This window comes from Microbacterium testaceum StLB037, assembly GCF_000202635.1.
GTDB classification, from domain to species: Bacteria; Actinomycetota; Actinomycetes; order Actinomycetales; family Microbacteriaceae; genus Microbacterium; species Microbacterium testaceum_F.
In genome coordinates this window covers 2,874,332-2,891,318 of sequence record NC_015125.1, presented here as the reverse complement: position 1 = coordinate 2,891,318, position 16,987 = coordinate 2,874,332, and the positions used below count along the sequence as shown (strand labels likewise).

Genomic DNA, 16,987 nt, shown 5'->3' with positions numbered 1-16,987 from the left:
CATTGTCGGGGAAAAGAGCGGATCTGACCCCCGCGGGAGCTGTATTGCGTATACACTCACTGTCACCGACGGAGCTGAGGGGGCCTGCGATGCGCGCAAGCGACCGGGCCTACACGACGCTCCTCGACGAGATCCAGACGGGCGTTCTCGCACCCGGCACCGTGCTCGGCGAGGTCGAGCAGTCCGCCCGCCTCGGCGTCAGTCGCACTCCCCTGCGGGCGGCACTCGCGCGCCTGGCCTCCGACGGGCTCGTCGCGCAATCCTCGCCACGGGTGACCGTGGTCACCGACGTGCAGAGCGATGACATCCGCTCCCTGTTCACCGTGCGCCGCGCACTCGAAGAGACCGCGGCACGCCTGGCTGCGGCATCCCCAGCGGCCCCGACGTTCGCGCGGATGGCCGACGCTTTCGCGGCAGCCGACCTCGACGGCGACGCCGCAAGGGATGCGTACTACGCCCTCATCGCCGATTTCGACGACGAGCTGGATGCCGCCGCTGCCAACGATTATCTCGTCGGTGCCCTGCAGAACATCCGCACCCATCTCGTGCGCGTCCGGCGCCTCGCCCGCTACCGGCCGGAGCGGCTCGCGGCGTCCGTCGCCGAGCACCGGCTGATCGCCTCGGCCATCGCGGCCGGCGACGGCGAGCTCGCCGCTCACGCCGTGCACGTGCACCTGCACAACGCACTCACCAGCATCCTCGACTCGCTCGAGACCACCCCGGAGCTCGCACTCACCCCGCAGCCCGCCGCCCGAAAGAGAAGACCATGACGATCACGCACCATGTTCGTGTCCACCGTAGCGAAGAGAACCTCGCCCGTGAGGGGCAGCTCGCGTGGTCGTTGGCGCGGGTGGCGGTGGACCCGGTTCCGGTGGACGCTGATGTGGTCGACATGATCATCAACCGGGTGATCGACAATGCCGCCGTGGCGGCGGCGTCGCTGTCACGCGGGCCGGTGAGCGCGGCGCGGCAGCAGGCGTTGGATCACGCGGTGTCGATCGGGGGGTCGGGGGCGACCGTGTTCGGGTGCGCGTTGGAGCGACGCTCGAGCCCGGAGTGGGCGGCGTGGGCGAACGGTGTCGCGGTGCGCGAGCTGGATTACCACGACACGTTCTTGGCGGCGGACTACTCCCATCCCGGCGATAACATCCCCCCGGTCCTGGCCGTGGCCCAGCACACCGGTCGCGACGGTGCCGCCGTGGTCCGCGCCCTCGCCACCGCGTACGAGGTGCAGATCGATCTGGTTCGTGCGATCAGTTTGCATAAGCACAAGATCGATCATGTCGCTCACCTCGGCCCCGCCGCGGCCGCCGGTATCGGCACCCTCCTGGGCCTGGACCAGGCGACGATCTATCAGGCGATCGGGCAGGCTCTTCACACCACCACCGCGACCCGCCAGTCCCGTAAGGGGGAGATCTCCTCGTGGAAGGCGCATGCGCCGGCGTTCGCGGGGAAGATGGCGATCGAAGCGGTCGACCGGGCGATGCGCGGGGAAACGTCCCCGTCTCCGATCTATGAGGGGGAGGACGGGGTGATCGCGTGGCTGCTGGACGGCCCGGACGCCTCCTACGACGTTCCCCTGCCCGGTGACGGGGAACCCAAGCGAGGGATCCTGGATTCGTACACGAAGGAGCATTCGGCGGAGTATCAGGCGCAGGCGTGGATCGACCTCGCCCGCCGCCTCGGCACCCACCGCCCCGAGCTGCGCGACCCGGCGAACATCGCCTCGATCGTCCTGCACACCAGCCACCACACGCACTACGTGATCGGCTCCGGCGCGAACGACCCGCAGAAATACGACCCCACCGCCAGTCGGGAGACGCTGGATCACTCCATCCCGTACATCTTCGCCGTCGCCCTGCAGGACGGCGCCTGGCACCACGTCCACTCCTATGCTCCCGCCCGCGCGAACCGCCCCGACACGGTGGAGCTCTGGCACAAGATCACCACCGCCGAAGACGCGGAATGGACCCGCCGGTACCACTCCGAGGACCCGAACGAGAAAGCCTTCGGCGGGCGGGTGGAGATCACCCTCACCGACGGCACCACCGTCACCGACGAGATCGCCGTCGCCGACGCCCACCCCCTCGGCGCCCGCCCCTTCGCCCGCGACGACTACATCCGCAAGTTCCGCCTCCTCGCCGAACCCGTGCTGCTGCCGGAGGAGATCGACCGGTTCCTCGACCTCGCCCAACGCCTGCCGGAGCTCACCCCCGCCGAGGTCATGCAGCTCACCATCGTCGCCAAACCCGGCATCCTGGCATCCGCCCCCGCCCCGAAAGGACTCTTCTGATGCTGTACTCGTCCGTCTCGGCCGCGGAGAAGCGACGCGCGTTCCGCGAGCGGTTGGCGTCCGGAGAGCTCCTTCGCTTCCCCGGGGCGTTCAATCCGCTCTCGACGCGGCTCATCGAGCGCAAAGGCTTCGAGGGCGTCTACATCTCCGGGGCAGTGCTGAGCGCCGACCTGGGTCTCCCCGACATCGGCCTCACCACCCTCACCGAGGTCGCCGGCCGTGGGCAGCAGATCGCGCGGATGACCGACCTGCCGGCGATCATCGACGCCGACACCGGCTTCGGCGAACCGATGAACGTCGCGCGAACCATCCAGACGCTGGAAGACGCGGGCCTTGCCGGATGCCACATCGAAGACCAGATCAATCCGAAGCGCTGCGGCCACCTCGACGGGAAGGCCGTCGTCGACACCGACACCGCCATCAAGCGCATCCGTGCGGCGGTCGATGCCCGCCGCGACGACAACTTCCTCGTCATGGCCCGCACCGACATCCGCGCCGTCGACGGGCTGGACGCGGCGATCGACCGCGCGCGACAGCTCGTCGATGCCGGCGCCGACGCGATCTTCCCCGAGGCGATGCGCACCCTCGCCGAGTTCGAGGCGGTGCGCGCCGCGGTCGACGTGCCGATCCTCGCGAACATGACCGAGTTCGGAAAGAGCGATCTCTTCAGCGTCGATGACCTGCGAAACGTCGGCGTGAACATCGTGATCTGGCCGGTCTCGCTCCTGCGGCTCGCGATGGGGGCCGCCGACCGCGCGCTCGACGTCCTGCAGGACGAAGGCCACCTGAAGAGCCAGCTCGGACAGATGCAGCATCGCGCCGACCTCTACGACCTGATCGACTACGAGCAGTACAACCACTTCGACACGAACATCTTCGACTTCACCATCACGAAGGAGTGAGCATGGCTGACACCCAGGACGACATCAAGAAGGGCCTCGCCGGCGTCACGGTGGACTACACCGCCGTCAGCAAGGTCAATCCCGAGACCAATTCGCTCCTCTATCGCGGGTACCCCGTGCAGGAGCTCGCAGCGACCCAGTCCTTCGAGGCCGTCGCGCTCCTGCTGTGGAACGGCGATCTCCCGACGGAGGCGGAACGAGCCGAGTTCGAGGCCTTCGAGCGCGCGCACCGCGACCTCGACGCCGACATCAAGACCGTGATCGACCTGCTCTCGCTCGACGCCCACCCCATGGACGTCGTCCGCACCGCCGTCTCGGCGCTCGGCGCCTCGGCGGCTGACGTCGCGGACAACTCCGCCTCGGCCGATCTCGCCAAGGCGAAGCTGCTGTTCGCGAAGATCCCGGCCATGGTCGCCTACGACCAGCGGCGGCGGCGTGGACAGGAGCTGATTCCCCCGCGCGCCGATCTCGACTACTCGCGCAACTTCCTCTGGATGACGTTCGGGGAAGAGCCCGTGGACGTCGTCGCCGAGGCGTTCAACGTCTCGATGATCCTGTACGCCGAGCACTCCTTCAATGCCTCGACCTTCACGGCGCGCGTCATCACCTCGACCACCGCTGATCTGTACTCGGCTGTCGTCGGCGCGATCGGTGCCCTCAAGGGTGCTCTGCACGGCGGAGCGAACGAAGCCGTCATGCACATCTTCGACGAGATCGGTTCGGCCGAGCGCGTCGAGGGGTGGCTCGACGATGCCCTGGCGAACAAGCGCAAGATCATGGGCTTCGGCCACCGGGTCTACAAGAAGGGCGACTCGCGCGTTCCGACGATGAAGACCGCCCTCGACACCCTCGTCGCCCACTACGGCGCAGACGAACTCGCTGCGCTCTACGACGAACTGGAGGCCGCCTTCGTCTCACGCAAGGGCATCTACCCCAACCTCGACTACCCGTCCGGACCCGCGTACCACCTCATCGGATTCGACACCCCGACCTTCACTCCGCTCTTCGTGGCGGCGCGGGTCACGGGATGGACGGCCCACATCATCGAGCAGACGGCATCCAATGCCCTCATCCGCCCCCTGTCGGCGTACAACGGCGTCGACGAGCGGCACATCGACGGCTACGTCGCGTCCGAGGCCGAGGTCGCCGCGGCGGCTCGCCCCGAAGAGTCCTAGAAACGTCGAGAGGGGACGGAGCCTCCGCGGCCCCGCCCCCTCTCGTCCGTCAGCCGTCAGGCGACGGTGAAGATGACCTCGACCTCGACGGGGCTGTCCAGCGGCAGGACGGGAACACCGACGGCGGAGCGCGCGTGGACCCCGGCGTCGCCGAAGACCTCGCCCAAGAACTCGCTCGCGCCGTTGATGACGCCCGGCTGTCCGGTGAACTCGGGAACGGATGCCACGAACCCGGTGACCTTCAGCACACCCGTCAGCTTGTCGACACCGCCGACGACAGCGGCGGCCGCCGCGATCGCGTTCAGCGCGCTCTGGCGCGCGTAGGTCTTGGCATCCGCAGGACCGACCAGCCCCTCGGACTCGCCGACCTTGCCGGTGGCGGGAAGAGCTCCGTGCACCATCGGCAGCTGGCCGGAGGTGTAGACGAGGTCGCCGTGCCGCTTCGCGGGGATGTAGGCCGCGACCGGCGGGACGACCGAGGGGACCTCGACGCCCAGCGCGGCGAGACGCTCCGCGACGCTCACTGCTGGCCCTCGAACTGGCGCGCGGCCGCCTCGGCGGCACCGAGGCCGGCGTTGGCCGTGCCGCCGCCGGTCGGACGCTTGAAGTAGGCGACGAGTCCGCCCTCGGGGCCGGTGACGACCTGCACGAGCTCCCACCCCTGCTTTCCCCAGTTGTTGAGGATCGCCGCGGTGTTGTGGATCAACAGCGGCGTGGTGAGGTACTCCCACGTGGTCATTCGCAGCTCCCGAAGGTGACTCGGATGCCGCGCACGAGGTGTGCGCGGCCAGGACGCGTACGCGCGCGAGCGCACGCCATCAAGGCATCGCCCAGCAACGTCGCTTAGCATCAACCCTATGCCTGAGAACAAACGAACGGCTAGCGGTGCGCTCGGCGGCATCCTCGGCCTCGTCGGTCTGAGCACGGCCGCCGGTGTTCTGCTGACCGCCGCCGTCACCCCGGCGATCGCCGTGTCGGGTGCTGCCGCCAGCAGCGCCATCACGATCTTCGACAACATGCCGAGCTACCTGCAGCCTGACGCCCTCATGCTGCCGACGACGCTCATGGCCGGCGACCGGGTCCTCGCGAAGTTCTACGACCAGAACCGCTCCCCCGTCACCTTCGACCAGGTCAACCCCGTCATGTACGACGCGATCCTCTCGTCCGAGGACCCGCGGTACTACCAGCACGGCGGCGTCGACCTCATCGGTACGACCCGCGCGCTGCTCAGCAACGCCTCCGGTGGCGAGACCCAGGGTGGCTCCTCGATCAGCCAGCAGTACGTCAAGAACGTCCTGGTCCAGCGCTGCGAACGCGACGCCAAGGCGACGGACGGCTCGGACGGCACGCCTGCCAAGACGCGCGACGAAGCCCTGCAGGAGTGCGCGCTCCAGGCCATCCAGGCCGACGGCGTCGAGGGTTACCAGCGCAAGCTGCAGGAAATGCGCTACGCGATCCAGCTCGAGAAGCAGTACACGAAGGACCAGATCCTCCTCGGGTACCTCAACATCGCGAACTTCGGTGGCGTCACGTACGGCATCGATGCCGCCGCGAAGTACTACTTCAACGTCCCGGCCGCTCAGCTCAACGTGGGTCAGTCCGCCATCCTCGCGGGCATGGTGCAGAACCCGAACCGCTTCCGCATCGACCGCCCGAACGGCTCCATCTCGAACGAAGACGGCTCGGTGACCTGGAACAAGGCCCCGGACGGCTCCATCGATGACGTCGATCAGAGCACGATTCAGGCGCTCTACACGCTTCGCGACAACGGCGAGATCACGCAGGAACAGCTCGTGAACGCCGCCGACGGCTACAGCGAGACCAAGGGCCGACAGCTCTATGTCCTCAGCCGCATGGAAGCCGACGGCAAGATCACGCACGAGCAATACGTCGCGGCGGCCATCGAGCCGATCACGCCGCAGATCACCGAGACCAACCAGGGCTGCGCGAACTCGGGCGCCCCGTACTTCTGCCAGTACGTCGTCTCGACGATCCTGAACGACCCCGCCTTCGGCACCGACGTCGACGATCGCGTCAACGCACTCCGTCAGGACGGCCTCACGATCCAGACGACTCTCGACTGGCGCATCCAGGATGCCGCGCAGACCGCCATGAACGAGAACGCGCCGCAGAGCTTCGACGGCATGAAGTTCGGTTCGACCGCCGTCAGCATGGAGGCCAAGACGGGCCGCATCCTCGGCATCGCGCAGAACACGAAGTTCACCCAGGATCCGACGCAGGCGGAGTCCGACCCCGCCTACAACTCGATCGTCTTCGCGGGCGACAAGGACAACGGCGGTTCGAACGGGTTCAATGCCGGGTCGACGTTCAAGCTGTTCACTCTGGTGGACTGGCTCGAGAAGGGCCACTCCCTCAACGAGAACCTCAACGGTCGTCTGCGTCCGGTGCCGAACATGAAGAACTCGTGCTACGGCGACTGGATCAACGGGGGCGGCACCATCATCAACAACTTCGGGTCCGACCCGGGTTACTACGGCACCCCGCTGACCTTCACCAAGAACTCGCTCAACACCGGTTACCTCACGATGGCCTCGCAGCTCGACCTGTGCGACATCGCCAAAGTCGCCAAGAAGCTCGGCGTCACCCGTGGCGACGGCACCGACATCGAGATGCGGGTCGCCAACAACGTCATCGGCGACGACAACGTCTCGCCGATCGCGATGGCCGGAGCCTATGCGACCGTCGCCAACGGCGGCACCCACTGCCAACCGAAGGTCATCGACAAGGTGACGGACAGTGACGGTGCCGAGCGCCCGATCCCCGACCGCCAGTGCACGCCCGGCACGCTGACCCCCGAGGTGGCTGCCACGGCCGCGTACGCCCTGCAGGGCGTCATGACCGGCGGCGGAACCGGTCAGGCCGCGAACCCCTTCGACGGCACGCCGCTGATGGGCAAGACCGGTACCCACGAGGGTTGGAACACCTGGATGATCGAGTCCTCGACCAACGTCACCACCGCCGTGTGGGTCGGTAACTGGGACGGCACCGCGAACCTGTTCGGCAAGTACTGGAACGGTCAGCAGCTCTCCGACATGCGGTACTCGATCGCCGAGGAGTCGCAGCGCGCCGCGGACGAGTTCTACGGGGGCGATGCCTTCCCCGGGCCTTCCTCGAACCTCATCCGGACGATCCAGAAGGACCTGCCGAACGTCGTCGGGAAGACGCTCGACGAGGCCCGTTCCACCCTCCAGGGCGCGGGCTTCAGCGTGAGCATCGGATCGCCCGTCGACTCCGAGCTCGGCGGCGACCGCGTCGCCGCGCAGAACCCGGGCGCCGGATCGGCACCCGCCGGCTCGACGATCACCCTCAGCCCCGGCAACGGCCAGGGCGCCACGGTGCCGGACGTGTCGGGCAACCCGGTGAGTTCCGCACGAGCCGCCCTGCTCGCCGCGGGATTCGGGACCGTCTCGATCGGCAGCTGCGAGAAGGACGCGAGCGCACCCGCTGAGGGTCGCGTCACCGGGACGAACCCGGCCGCCGGAACCTCGACGAATAAGAGCACCGCCGTGTCGCTGAGCATCGCCGCGAAGGACTGCCCGTGACGCGTCCCGCAGTGAAGGCCGCCCTCGCACCCCTCGGGGTTGCGGGGGCGGCCGCTGTCGGCGCGGCCATCTGGGGCATGGGCATCGAGCGCTACCTGTTCACGGTGCGCTACCACGCGCTGCGTGTGCTTCCGAAGGGCGCGGAGCCGATCCGCGTGCTCCACGTGTCGGATGCGCACATGGCCCCCTGGCAGCACCGTAAGCAGGAGTGGATGGCTCGACTGACCGAGCTGGCGCCCGACCTCGTCGTGAACACCGGCGACAACCTCGGACACCGCGACGGGCTGACCGGCATCCGCACAGCTTTCGCGCCTCTGCGAGGCGTGCCCGGCCTGGTCGTTCACGGCTCCAACGACTTCCAGGAGCCGTCGCCGCGCAATCCGCTCCGCTACTTCCTCGGTCCGTCCGGGAATGTGCCCGCCCACAAGCATCTCGACGTGGAAGCCCTCGACCGGTTCTTCACGGACGACCTCGGATGGAACATCCTCGACGACACCGCAGTGTCCCTCGACGTGAAGGGGGTGCGCATCACCGCCTTCGGCGTGAACGACGCTCATCGCAAGTGGGATCGTCCCGAGGAGATTCCCCCGGTTCTGGAGACTCTGGATGCCGCCGACCTGACGCTCGGAGTGATGCACGCGCCCTATCGGCGCACGCTCGACACGTTCATCGACTTCGGCGCGGATGTGCTGCTGGCCGGGCACACCCACGGCGGGCAGGTGCGGGTGCCGTTCAGCCGCAAGGCGCTCGTGTCGAACTGCGATCTCCCCCTCGACCAGGCCCGCGGGCTCAGCGAATGGTCGCACGGCGGCCGTTCGGTGCCGCTGAACGTGAGTGCCGGCCTCGGACACTCCATCTACGCTCCGGTGCGTTTCGCGTGTCGGCCGGAAGCGACGCTGCTGACGTTGCTGCCGCGCTGAGCTCCTCTGCACCACCCCCGAAGGGGCCGTTTCGTCCACGAAACGGTCCCTTCAGGCGTTTCCGGGCGTGGCAACGGAGCGAGGATCGAGTCCCTCAACCGAAGGGACTCTCCATGCATCACTCGCGTTCCTCGCGACCACGCCGCCGACGGCGCGCCCTGGTCGCCGTCCTCACGCTCGTCGCCGCAGCCATCGCCCTGTTCGCTCCCCCGGCGACAGCCGCCGATCGGGGAACGGGCTTCGGCACGTGGGCACCCCTGTCGTCCACCGGCTGGCACGGCTCGATGAGGGTCGGCGATGTCCACACGTACTGCATCCACCCGGGACTCCCCGTCGCCACCGGAGCGACGACCGACCACGGCACGACCGCCGACGTGCGCGGGCTCAGCGCCCAGCAACTCGCCTCGATCAACCACCTCGTCTCGACATACGGCCAGACCGATGACCCCGTCCAGGCGGCGAGCGTGGGATGGGCGGTCAAGGCGATCGTCGACCGCGACACCGCGCTGCACTCGTGGGGCTACCGCGGCGACTCGCTGAGCGAGGCGATCGACTACATCATGCGCCGCGCCAGTCCCGAGAACAGTGCGGCGATCCAGGCGCGCGTCGATCACTACCTCGCCGAAGCGGCGTCCGTCCACGTCCCCCGCATCGGCGGATCGCTCACGCTGACCACCGCCGGCGACGATCCGACCGACGGAACGATCGTCGCCGACGTCGACCCCGACGCCACCGGCACGCTGCGGCTCGAGAACGCCGTCTTCGCCGACACCGGGACGTCGGAGCGCGGCGACGTGCGCGCCGGTGTCGTCTACCCGATCTCGGCTCCGCGGCCTTCCGACAGCGACGGCCGCCCGTACACCGTCCGCGCGTCGGGAACCTTCCGAGTGCCGGCTGCGGCCGTACGGCTCTACACCACCCCTGGTCAGCAGGAATCGGCCGGCCCCGCCGACCCGCAGTCGTTCGATCTGTCGACGGCTGACGTCTCGGCGCGCCCCGTGCAGTTCCGCCCCGTCATCGAGACGACCGCCCGCATCGACGGCGACCGATTCATCGACGATGTGCAGGTCTCCGTCGGGGACGGCGTGTGGCCGCGTCAGGCCGACGGCTCGTTCGTACCGCTCTTCGCGAGCGCCGACCTGTACCGAACGGGGGCATTCCCCGCCGAGTCGGCCGAGGTGCCGTCGGCCCTCTCCCCCGTCGCTCGACTCACGCTGACGACGGATCCGGGTCGAGGGCCGGGGACGTATCGCGTCTCCTCGCCCGAGACACTCCCGGGTTCCGGGGTGTACACCGCCGTCTGGCGGATCTCGAGAGAGGAACAGGACAGCAGGATCGCACCGTACCTCCCGCGGGGCTATACCTGGACGGAGCGGTTCGCGAAGCCCTCGCAGACCGAGCAGCTCGCCCCGACGCCTCCGCCGATTCCGCCCACGCCCGCAGCCTCACCGACGCCCACTCCCCCTCCCGTACCGACCCCCTCGGCTACGGCTGCCCTCCCCGCTTCCCTCGCCTCCACGGGCGTGGGAGGACCCCCGATGGTCGGAGCGGCTCTCGGTGCGATGTTCGCCCTGACGCTCGGCACCGGTGCGGCGATCGTGGCGAGACGGCGCCCGACCCGACGGCCCTGAGCCGGCGACCCGAGTCGGCCGCGGCGCCGCGGCGGCGACCCGCGCGGCGACAGCCCGCGCGGCGATAGCGCGCGGCGGCCCCGAGCTCCCGAGCCGAGCGGCGGCCCAGAGTGGCGGCCCTGAGCGGCGGCGCCGAGTTCGCGGCCCGGAGTCGGCGGCGCCGAGCGGCAGCCGTGCACCGCGGGCGTCGAGGTTCGCTCCGCGCGGCACGGACGCGGAAGCACTCCTCGACGCTCGCGGCCCCTCGCGCCGCTTCTCCGTACGGCAGCTCGACACTCCCGCCACGCAGGACGATTGGGCGCACGTCCGGGAACGGGGTAGACTTTCAGGGTTGGCCACGGGGTGTGGCGCAGCTTGGTAGCGCGCGTCGTTCGGGACGACGAGGCCGCAGGTTCAAATCCTGTCACCCCGACCATCTCTCAAAATGAGTGAGGGCCCCTCGCGGGATCGCGAGGGGCCCTCACTCATTTCTCGGCTACGCCCGCGAAACGGCCTTGCGGCCGCAGCGCGCTCAGCGTTCCAGCACCACCGCGAGCCCCTGCCCCACGCCGATGCAGATCGCGGTCACGGCCACGCCGCCGCCGCGACGCGCGAGTTCGTGGGCCGCGCGGGCGATGAGGCGCCCGCCCGATGCGCCGAGAGGGTGGCCGATCGCGATGGCGCCGCCGTTCTGGTTGAGCAGCTCGGGGTCCAGCTCGGTCCACAACTTCGCGCACGCGAGGGTCTGAGAGGCGAACGCCTCGTTCAACTCGACGAAAGTCACGTCCTTCCACGAGCGTCCGGCGCGAGCGAGCGCGCGGTTGGCCGCCTCGACGGGGGCGACGCCGAACACGTCGGGGTCGTTGCCGAATGCGGCGCGGCCGGCGATGCGCGCCAGGGGCTCGGCATCCAGGATCCCCTCCGCACCCAGGAGCACCGCCGACGCGCCGTCGTTGATGGGTGAGGAGTTGCCCGCGGTGACCGTACCGTCCTTCTGGAACGCGGGGCGCAGGCCCGCGAGCACCTCGGCGGTCGAATCGTCGCGGATGCCCTCGTCGCGGATGAGCGCGTGCCCTTCGACCTGCACGATCTCGGCGTCGAACGTTCCCGCGGCCCACGCGGCGGCGGCGAGGCGGTGGCTGCGGGCGGCGAAGGCGTCCTGCTCCTCGCGTGAGATGCCGTAGATCTCGGCGAGCTTCTCGGCGCTCTCGCCGTTGGAGATCGTCCAGTCCTTTCGCAGACGCGGGTTGGTCATGCGCCAGCCGATCGAGGTGTTCCACATCGTCTGGTTCGCCGCGGGGAAGGGCCGCGGGCTCTTCTCGACCACGAACGGAGCACGCGTCATCGACTCGACGCCACCCGCGAGGATCACGTCGGCATCCCCCGCCTCGATCGCCCGCGAGCCCTGGATCACGGCATCCAAGGAGGACCCGCAGAGCCGATTGATCGTCGTCCCCGGCACCGACGAGGGGAAGCCCGCGAGCAGGGCGCCGAAGCGCGCGACGTTGCGGTTGTCTTCGCCGGCCTGGTTGGCGTCCCCGAACATCACGTCTTCGATACGGGCGGGGTCGATCCCCGAGCGATCGACGACGGATGCCATGACGGTCGCCGCGAGGTCGTCGGGGCGCACGTCCGCGAAGGCCTTGCCGTGCCGGGCGAAGGGCGTGCGGACGGCGTCGTAGACGAAGGAAGCGGGCATGGGTCAGACCTCCAGATCAAGACCGAGAAGAGCCTCGATCTCGGCGTGCGTGTTGTCGCCGAACAGCTCGCGGATGCGGAAGCCGTCGGCGGTGACGTCGAAGACGCCGTGATCGGTGTAGACGCGCGAGACGCAGCCGACGCCGGTGAGCGGGTAGGTGCACGCGGCCACCAGTTTGGGTTCGCCGCCCTTGGTGAGCAGGTCGGTCATGACGTAGACGTCCTTCGCACCGATCGCGAGGTCCATCGCCCCGCCGACCGCGGGGATCGCCCCGGGTTCACCCGTCGACCAGTTCGCGAGGTCGCCCCCGGCCGACACCTGGAAGGCACCCAGCACGCACACGTCGAGGTGTCCGCCGCGCATCATCGCGAACGAGTCGGCGTGGTGGAAGTACGCCGCCCCCGCCAGCGCGGTGACCGGCTGCTTGCCCGCGTTGATGAGATCGGGGTCGACCCGTCCGCGCTCGGGGGCCGGACCCATGCCGAGCATCCCGTTCTCGGTGTGCAGCACGATCTCGAGACCTTCGGGCAGGTAGTCGGCGACGAGCGTCGGAGCACCGATGCCCAGGTTCACGACCGCACCCTCCGGGATGTCGGATGCCACACGCGCGGCGAGCTGCGTACGGGAGATGCGAGTGGTCACTGTGCTGCCTCTTCCTGGGTGCGTCGATCGACGCGGCCGGCCAGAGCGTGATCGGCGGTGCCGCACGCGGACGAAGAGCTAGAGCGGCAGGCGTTCATCAGGCGTTCCCCTCGGGAGCGAGGGGACGACCCTCGATGTCGACGCCGCCGACGAACTCTCCGTCGCGCAACCACGCGCGCTCCCCCACGGCGACGACCCGGTCGACATAGAGCCCGGGGGTCACGACCGCCTCGGGATCGAGCCAGCCGAGAGGGACGATCTCGTCCACCTGAACGGCCGTGGTCGCCGCCGCGGCCGCCATGGTGGGTCCGAAGTTGCGGGCCGTCTCCCGGTAGACGAGGTTGCCCCAACGATCGGCGGCGCGGGCGCTGATGAGCGCGAAGTCCGCGTGGATCGGATACTCGAGCACGTAATCGCGGCCGTCGATACGCCGCGTCTCTTTACCCTCCGCCAGTTGCGTACCGAAGCCGGTCGGGGTGAAGAACCCGCCGATGCCGGCACCGGCGGCCCGGATACGCTCCGCGAGGTTGCCCTGGGGGACGAGTTCGAGCTCGATCTTGCCGTCGCGGTACAGGCCGTCGAACACCCACGAGTCGCTCTGCCGCGGGAACGAGCAGATCATCTTGCGCACCTGCCCGGCCGCGAGCAGGGCGGCGAGCCCCGTGTCGCCGTTCCCGGCGTTGTTGTTGACGACGGTGAGATCGCGCGCTCCGTGGGCGATGAGAGCGTCGATCAGCTCGACGGGTTGGCCGGCGCGGCCGAATCCGCCGATCATCACGGTCGCCCCGTCAGGGATGCCGGCGACCGCCGCCGCGACATCGGGAACGGTCTTGTCGATCACGCGGACTCCCTCGTATGTTCGCTCTGCGCACACGCGTACGTTCTGCGAACAACTCTACGCTCAAGCACGTCGGACGACAAGAGCCGGAGCGCAACCTCGCGCCCGGGCTCCGGCATCCCGTCAGCCGCTTCGCCCGACGCCCGACGCCCGACGCCCGACGCGCAGCGAGCAGCGAACAGCGAGCAGACGCGAACAGCGACGCGCGAACGGAACGCCGACGTGCGACCTCAGACCAGACGCAGGTCACTGTCGATGTCGGACGCCGCGGCGAGCAGGTCGGGCAGGCACTGCTCGCGCCACGCGCGCGCGTCTCCCCGAGCGGTTGCCGAGATGTTCACGGCGGCCACGACGGTTCCTTCGCGGTCGCGCAGAGGCGCGGCCAACGAGCGCAGTCCCTCCTCGAGTTCGCCGTCCACGAGAGCCCATCCCTGGGCGCGTACCTCCGCGAGCTCGGTGAGGATCGCCTCGACATCCGTTCGCGTCCGCGAGGTGAGGGGTTCGGGATGCGACGCGGCGACGATCTCGCGCGCTCGCGTCTCCGGCAGCGCGGCGAGAAGGACGCGCCCCATGCTGGTCGCGTACGCGGGGAAGCGCGTGCCGATCGTGATACCGACGCTCATGATGCGTCGCGTGGGAACACGCGCGACGTACACGATGTCCGCTCCGTCGAGTACGGCCGACGAGACGCTCTCGTCGACCTCCCGCGACAGGCGCTCGAGGTGGGGCTGGGCGAGCGCGGGCAGGGAGAGAGCGGAGAGGTAGCTGAACCCCAGCTCGAGGACGCGGGGCGTCAGAGAGAAGGCACGCCCGTCGGCACGCACGTACCCGAGCGTCTCCAGGGTCCGGAGAAAGCGGCGAGCGGCCGCGCGGGTCAGCCCCGCCCGGCGGGCGACGTCACTGAGCGTGAGGGCGGGATGCTCGGCGTCGAAGGTGCGGATCACCTCGAGTCCGCGGGCGAGGGACTGGACGAAATCGCCCGACCCGCTCTCGCTCTCGACCGCTTCGCTCACCGGCTCACCTTATCCGAGCACGCGAGCCGGCTCCCCCAACGACATCGCCCCCGCCACCACACCCGAGGGTGCGATGGCGGGGGCGATGAGGCGTGGTGCTTAGCGGCTCACGCGGCGGAAGCGACGGTAACCGACCGCTCCGAGGCCACCGAGGAGCAGCGCAGCGGCGCCCAGGGCGAGCGGCGCGGGGTCACTCGCACCGGTCTTGGGCAGCGTGCCCTGCGGACCCGGGGTCGGACCGGGGGTGCTGGGCGTGCTGGGCGACGGCGAGGGCGACGGGCCGGGGGCCGCGGCGACCGAGAACGACACCGAGGTGCTGTTCGACTGACCGTTCACCGTCTGCGTGGCGACGACCGTGTAGTCACCGGGAGCCAGCGCATCCGCGAACGCGACGGTCCACTTGCCGGACTTGACCGTGGTCGTGCCGACCTCGGCACCGTTCAGCGAAACGGTGATGTCCGCACCGGTCTCACCCGTGCCCGAGACCTTGGTCGGGATGGCCGAGTCCGAGTAGCTGCTGCCGTCGACGATGCCGTCGATGGTGGGCTGCGCGGGAATCACCGCGAAGGAGACCGAAGCCGAAGCCGAGGTGACACCGTCACGCGCCTGCGTGGCGTTGACCTTGTAGGAACCCTCGTTGAGGTCGGCCTCGACCGACCAGGTGCTGTCCGCGCCGACCTTGGCGGTGGCCTTCACGTCACCCGTGAGGGTGACGGTGGCTCCGGCGAGTCCGGTGCCCGAGATCTTGGTGACCTCTGAGACGGTGGACGAGCCGTCGGCGGGCGAGGTGAAGGCCGGAGCCTGCGGAACGACGTTCACCGACGCATCGACCGTCGAGGACTTGCTGTAGCCGCTCGTCGACTGCAGCGTGAAGGCGTACTCGCCGAGACGCTCCGGAACAGCGAAGCTCCAGTTGCCCGAGCCGTCGACGTCGATGGTGAACGCGTCACCCTTCTCCGGCGTCACGACGAGCTTGGTGTTGGCCTGAGCCGTACCCGAGATGTTCGAGCCGGTCGTGACCGTGCTGCCGTCCTCGGTGGTGAGCTTCGGAGCGTCGACCTGGACCTCGACGGTGTAGCCGTCGGTCTGAGCGAGACCCGAGAGCAGGTCGGCGCCCCAGCCGTAGCGGACGCCCTGGTAGTCGAAGAGCGCCGACGTCACGCCGACGGCCTTGTCACCCTGCCACATCGGTCCACCCGAGTCACCCTGGATGACGTCGATGGGGCCTCCGAAGCCGTGGACCCAACGGCCCTCGACGTCGAGCCAGCCGTTGACGATCTCAATGTTGCCCTGGGTGTAGCCCGTGGTACGACCGGACTTCGCGAAGGGACCGACCTGAGCCTCGCCGACCGACTTGATCGGGAACGTGGATGCCGACAGGTCGTCGACGTTCGTCCAGTCGGTGACCTCGGGCTTGAGGTCGAGGTCCTTGTTCGTGATGTCGATCACCGAGATGTCGACCGAATCCGCAGCGCCGTCGGCACCCGCGGTGTTGCCCGGGCCACCGAACTGCGAGAAACCGAAGTCACCCAGCGTGTGGGAGAGCTCCACGGGCCCCTGTCCGCCGCCGCCGGCGGTGTCGGAACGGGGAACGGTGAGGGAGACCTCGCCGATCTCGCCGTCCTGGGTGCAGTGACCGGCGCTGATGACAGCGGGGGCACCGGTGGGGGTGAAACCGCTGAAGCCGACCGAGCAGGAGTACCCGCTGTTGCCTGAAACCAGACCGAAGTAGCCGGCACCACCGACGACATCGGTCGAGGCCGCCTTCTTGGGAGCGGAATCCAGCTTCTTCAGAATGACGTTCGCATTGTTGTCGACGAACGCGCGGGGCTCACCCTTGAGGTTTGCTTCGTCGGCGGTCGTGTAGACGACGACGTTGCCGTTGCCGTCAGCACCGACGATCTTGACCTGGTCATCGCTGCTGAGCAGCGCCTTGGCGGCGGCATCGAACTGCGGCCCGGACGTCGGGGCAGTGGACTCTGCGTCGCCCGCGAACGCTGCCGTCGGGGCGATGAACCCCGTTGCAGCGAGCGCCAACGCGGCGGATGCGCCCGCCCACCCCACACGCTTCATGTTTCGTTTCATCGGCTCATCTCATGTGTTTCTGATGGGAATAACACCGGAAGTGCGCGCGAAGAGACCGTGTTCGGGCCCCCACCCACCTCTCAGGTTCCCGCCCACCCTACGACAAGCTGACAATTCTGTATGTACGGGTTTACAAATTGCCCCACGAGATGAGAAGACTTTCATAATTCGAGGAGGTGCTCACCCGCGTCCTCCGTTCGTCCATCTCCGGTGAGCATCGAGCCCTGCTCGGTAGAATCGGTGGCAG

14 protein-coding genes and 1 tRNA gene are annotated in these 16,987 nt (G+C 68.9%); 8 read left to right on the top strand and 7 right to left on the bottom strand.

Annotated elements, in window-relative coordinates:
- Positions 1 to 89: 89 nt before the first annotated feature.
- Genes MTES_RS13140 through MTES_RS13125 form a run of 4 tightly spaced genes read left to right on the top strand, consistent with a single transcriptional unit; the run spans position 90 to position 4,370 of the window.
- The gene (locus MTES_RS13140; RefSeq protein ID WP_013585754.1) at positions 90 to 770 is read left to right on the top strand and encodes a GntR family transcriptional regulator; all 681 of its coding nucleotides are present in this window, start codon (positions 90 to 92) and stop codon (positions 768 to 770) included.
- Positions 767 to 2,293: an MmgE/PrpD family protein gene (locus tag MTES_RS13135; RefSeq protein WP_013585753.1), complete on the top strand. Its 1,527-nt coding sequence runs from the start codon at positions 767 to 769 to the stop codon at positions 2,291 to 2,293. Before MTES_RS13140 ends, MTES_RS13135 begins: the two co-directional genes overlap by 4 nt.
- Complete coding sequence (gene prpB / locus MTES_RS13130) at positions 2,293 to 3,195, top strand: methylisocitrate lyase (RefSeq protein ID WP_013585752.1); 903 nt, start codon at positions 2,293 to 2,295, stop codon at positions 3,193 to 3,195. Before MTES_RS13135 ends, prpB begins: the two co-directional genes overlap by 1 nt.
- A 2-nt stretch (positions 3,196 to 3,197) precedes the next feature.
- Positions 3,198 to 4,370: a bifunctional 2-methylcitrate synthase/citrate synthase gene (locus MTES_RS13125; RefSeq protein WP_013585751.1), complete on the top strand. Its 1,173-nt coding sequence runs from the start codon at positions 3,198 to 3,200 to the stop codon at positions 4,368 to 4,370.
- 56 nt (positions 4,371 to 4,426) lie between these two features.
- On the opposite strand, the gene MTES_RS13120 is transcribed toward MTES_RS13125, so the two are convergent.
- Positions 4,427 to 4,894 carry a RidA family protein gene (locus MTES_RS13120; RefSeq protein ID WP_013585750.1) on the bottom strand — a complete coding sequence of 156 codons (468 nt, stop codon included), beginning with the start codon at positions 4,892 to 4,894 and terminating at the stop codon, positions 4,427 to 4,429.
- On the bottom strand, positions 4,891 to 5,109 hold the full coding sequence (locus MTES_RS13115; protein WP_013585749.1) for a hypothetical protein: 219 nt from the start codon (positions 5,107 to 5,109) through the stop codon (positions 4,891 to 4,893). Before MTES_RS13115 ends, MTES_RS13120 begins: the two co-directional genes overlap by 4 nt.
- Positions 5,110 to 5,227: 118 nt before the next feature.
- On the opposite strand from MTES_RS13115, the gene MTES_RS13110 reads away from it, so the two are divergent.
- The 4 genes from MTES_RS13110 (at position 5,228) to MTES_RS13095 (ending at position 10,899) form a co-directional block, all read left to right on the top strand.
- Positions 5,228 to 7,933, top strand: a complete 2,706-nt coding sequence (locus MTES_RS13110; RefSeq protein WP_013585748.1) for a penicillin-binding protein — start codon at positions 5,228 to 5,230, stop codon at positions 7,931 to 7,933.
- Entirely contained in the window at positions 7,930 to 8,853 is a 924-nt protein-coding gene (locus MTES_RS13105; RefSeq protein ID WP_013585747.1) for a metallophosphoesterase, read from the top strand. Before MTES_RS13110 ends, MTES_RS13105 begins: the two co-directional genes overlap by 4 nt.
- A 113-nt stretch (positions 8,854 to 8,966) precedes the next feature.
- Positions 8,967 to 10,484: a hypothetical protein gene (locus MTES_RS13100; protein WP_013585746.1), complete on the top strand. Its 1,518-nt coding sequence runs from the start codon at positions 8,967 to 8,969 to the stop codon at positions 10,482 to 10,484.
- Positions 10,485 to 10,822: 338 nt separating this feature from the next.
- Positions 10,823 to 10,899: transfer RNA gene (locus MTES_RS13095), tRNA-Pro, on the top strand.
- Positions 10,900 to 10,995: 96 nt separating this feature from the next.
- Here MTES_RS13095 and MTES_RS13090 read toward each other — a convergent pair.
- The 5 genes from MTES_RS13090 to MTES_RS13070 form a co-directional block, all read right to left on the bottom strand.
- The gene (locus MTES_RS13090; RefSeq protein ID WP_013585745.1) at positions 10,996 to 12,162 is read right to left on the bottom strand and encodes a thiolase family protein; all 1,167 of its coding nucleotides are present in this window, start codon (positions 12,160 to 12,162) and stop codon (positions 10,996 to 10,998) included.
- Positions 12,163 to 12,165: 3 nt separating this feature from the next.
- Positions 12,166 to 12,804 (bottom strand): 3-oxoacid CoA-transferase subunit B, encoded by a 639-nt coding sequence (locus tag MTES_RS13085; protein WP_013585744.1) that lies wholly within the window; start codon positions 12,802 to 12,804, stop codon positions 12,166 to 12,168.
- 97 nt (positions 12,805 to 12,901) lie between these two features.
- The gene (locus MTES_RS13080; protein ID WP_013585743.1) at positions 12,902 to 13,645 is read right to left on the bottom strand and encodes a 3-oxoacid CoA-transferase subunit A; all 744 of its coding nucleotides are present in this window, start codon (positions 13,643 to 13,645) and stop codon (positions 12,902 to 12,904) included.
- A 227-nt stretch (positions 13,646 to 13,872) separates the two neighbouring features.
- Positions 13,873 to 14,655, bottom strand: a complete 783-nt coding sequence (locus tag MTES_RS13075; protein WP_013585742.1) for an IclR family transcriptional regulator domain-containing protein — start codon at positions 14,653 to 14,655, stop codon at positions 13,873 to 13,875.
- Positions 14,656 to 14,754: 99 nt separating this feature from the next.
- Positions 14,755 to 16,740 carry an LPXTG cell wall anchor domain-containing protein gene (locus MTES_RS13070; protein ID WP_080575427.1) on the bottom strand — a complete coding sequence of 662 codons (1,986 nt, stop codon included), beginning with the start codon at positions 16,738 to 16,740 and terminating at the stop codon, positions 14,755 to 14,757.
- Between the last annotated feature and the right edge of the window lie 247 nt (positions 16,741 to 16,987).

Bases quoted from the DNA above. Each gene is read 5' to 3' on its own strand.
- MTES_RS13070 (WP_080575427.1), bottom strand. From the start codon at position 16,740: ATGAAACGAAACATGAAGCGTGTGGGGTGGGCGGGCGCATCCGCCGCG.
- MTES_RS13115 (WP_013585749.1), bottom strand. From the start codon at position 5,109: ATGACCACGTGGGAGTACCTCACCACGCCGCTGTTGATCCACAACACC.
- MTES_RS13135 (WP_013585753.1), top strand. From the start codon at position 767: ATGACGATCACGCACCATGTTCGTGTCCACCGTAGCGAAGAGAACCTC.
- MTES_RS13100 (WP_013585746.1), top strand. From the start codon at position 8,967: ATGCATCACTCGCGTTCCTCGCGACCACGCCGCCGACGGCGCGCCCTG.
- prpB (WP_013585752.1), top strand. From the start codon at position 2,293: ATGCTGTACTCGTCCGTCTCGGCCGCGGAGAAGCGACGCGCGTTCCGC.
- MTES_RS13125 (WP_013585751.1), top strand. From the start codon at position 3,198: ATGGCTGACACCCAGGACGACATCAAGAAGGGCCTCGCCGGCGTCACG.
- MTES_RS13090 (WP_013585745.1), bottom strand. From the start codon at position 12,162: ATGCCCGCTTCCTTCGTCTACGACGCCGTCCGCACGCCCTTCGCCCGG.
- MTES_RS13110 (WP_013585748.1), top strand. From the start codon at position 5,228: ATGCCTGAGAACAAACGAACGGCTAGCGGTGCGCTCGGCGGCATCCTC.
- MTES_RS13140 (WP_013585754.1), top strand. From the start codon at position 90: ATGCGCGCAAGCGACCGGGCCTACACGACGCTCCTCGACGAGATCCAG.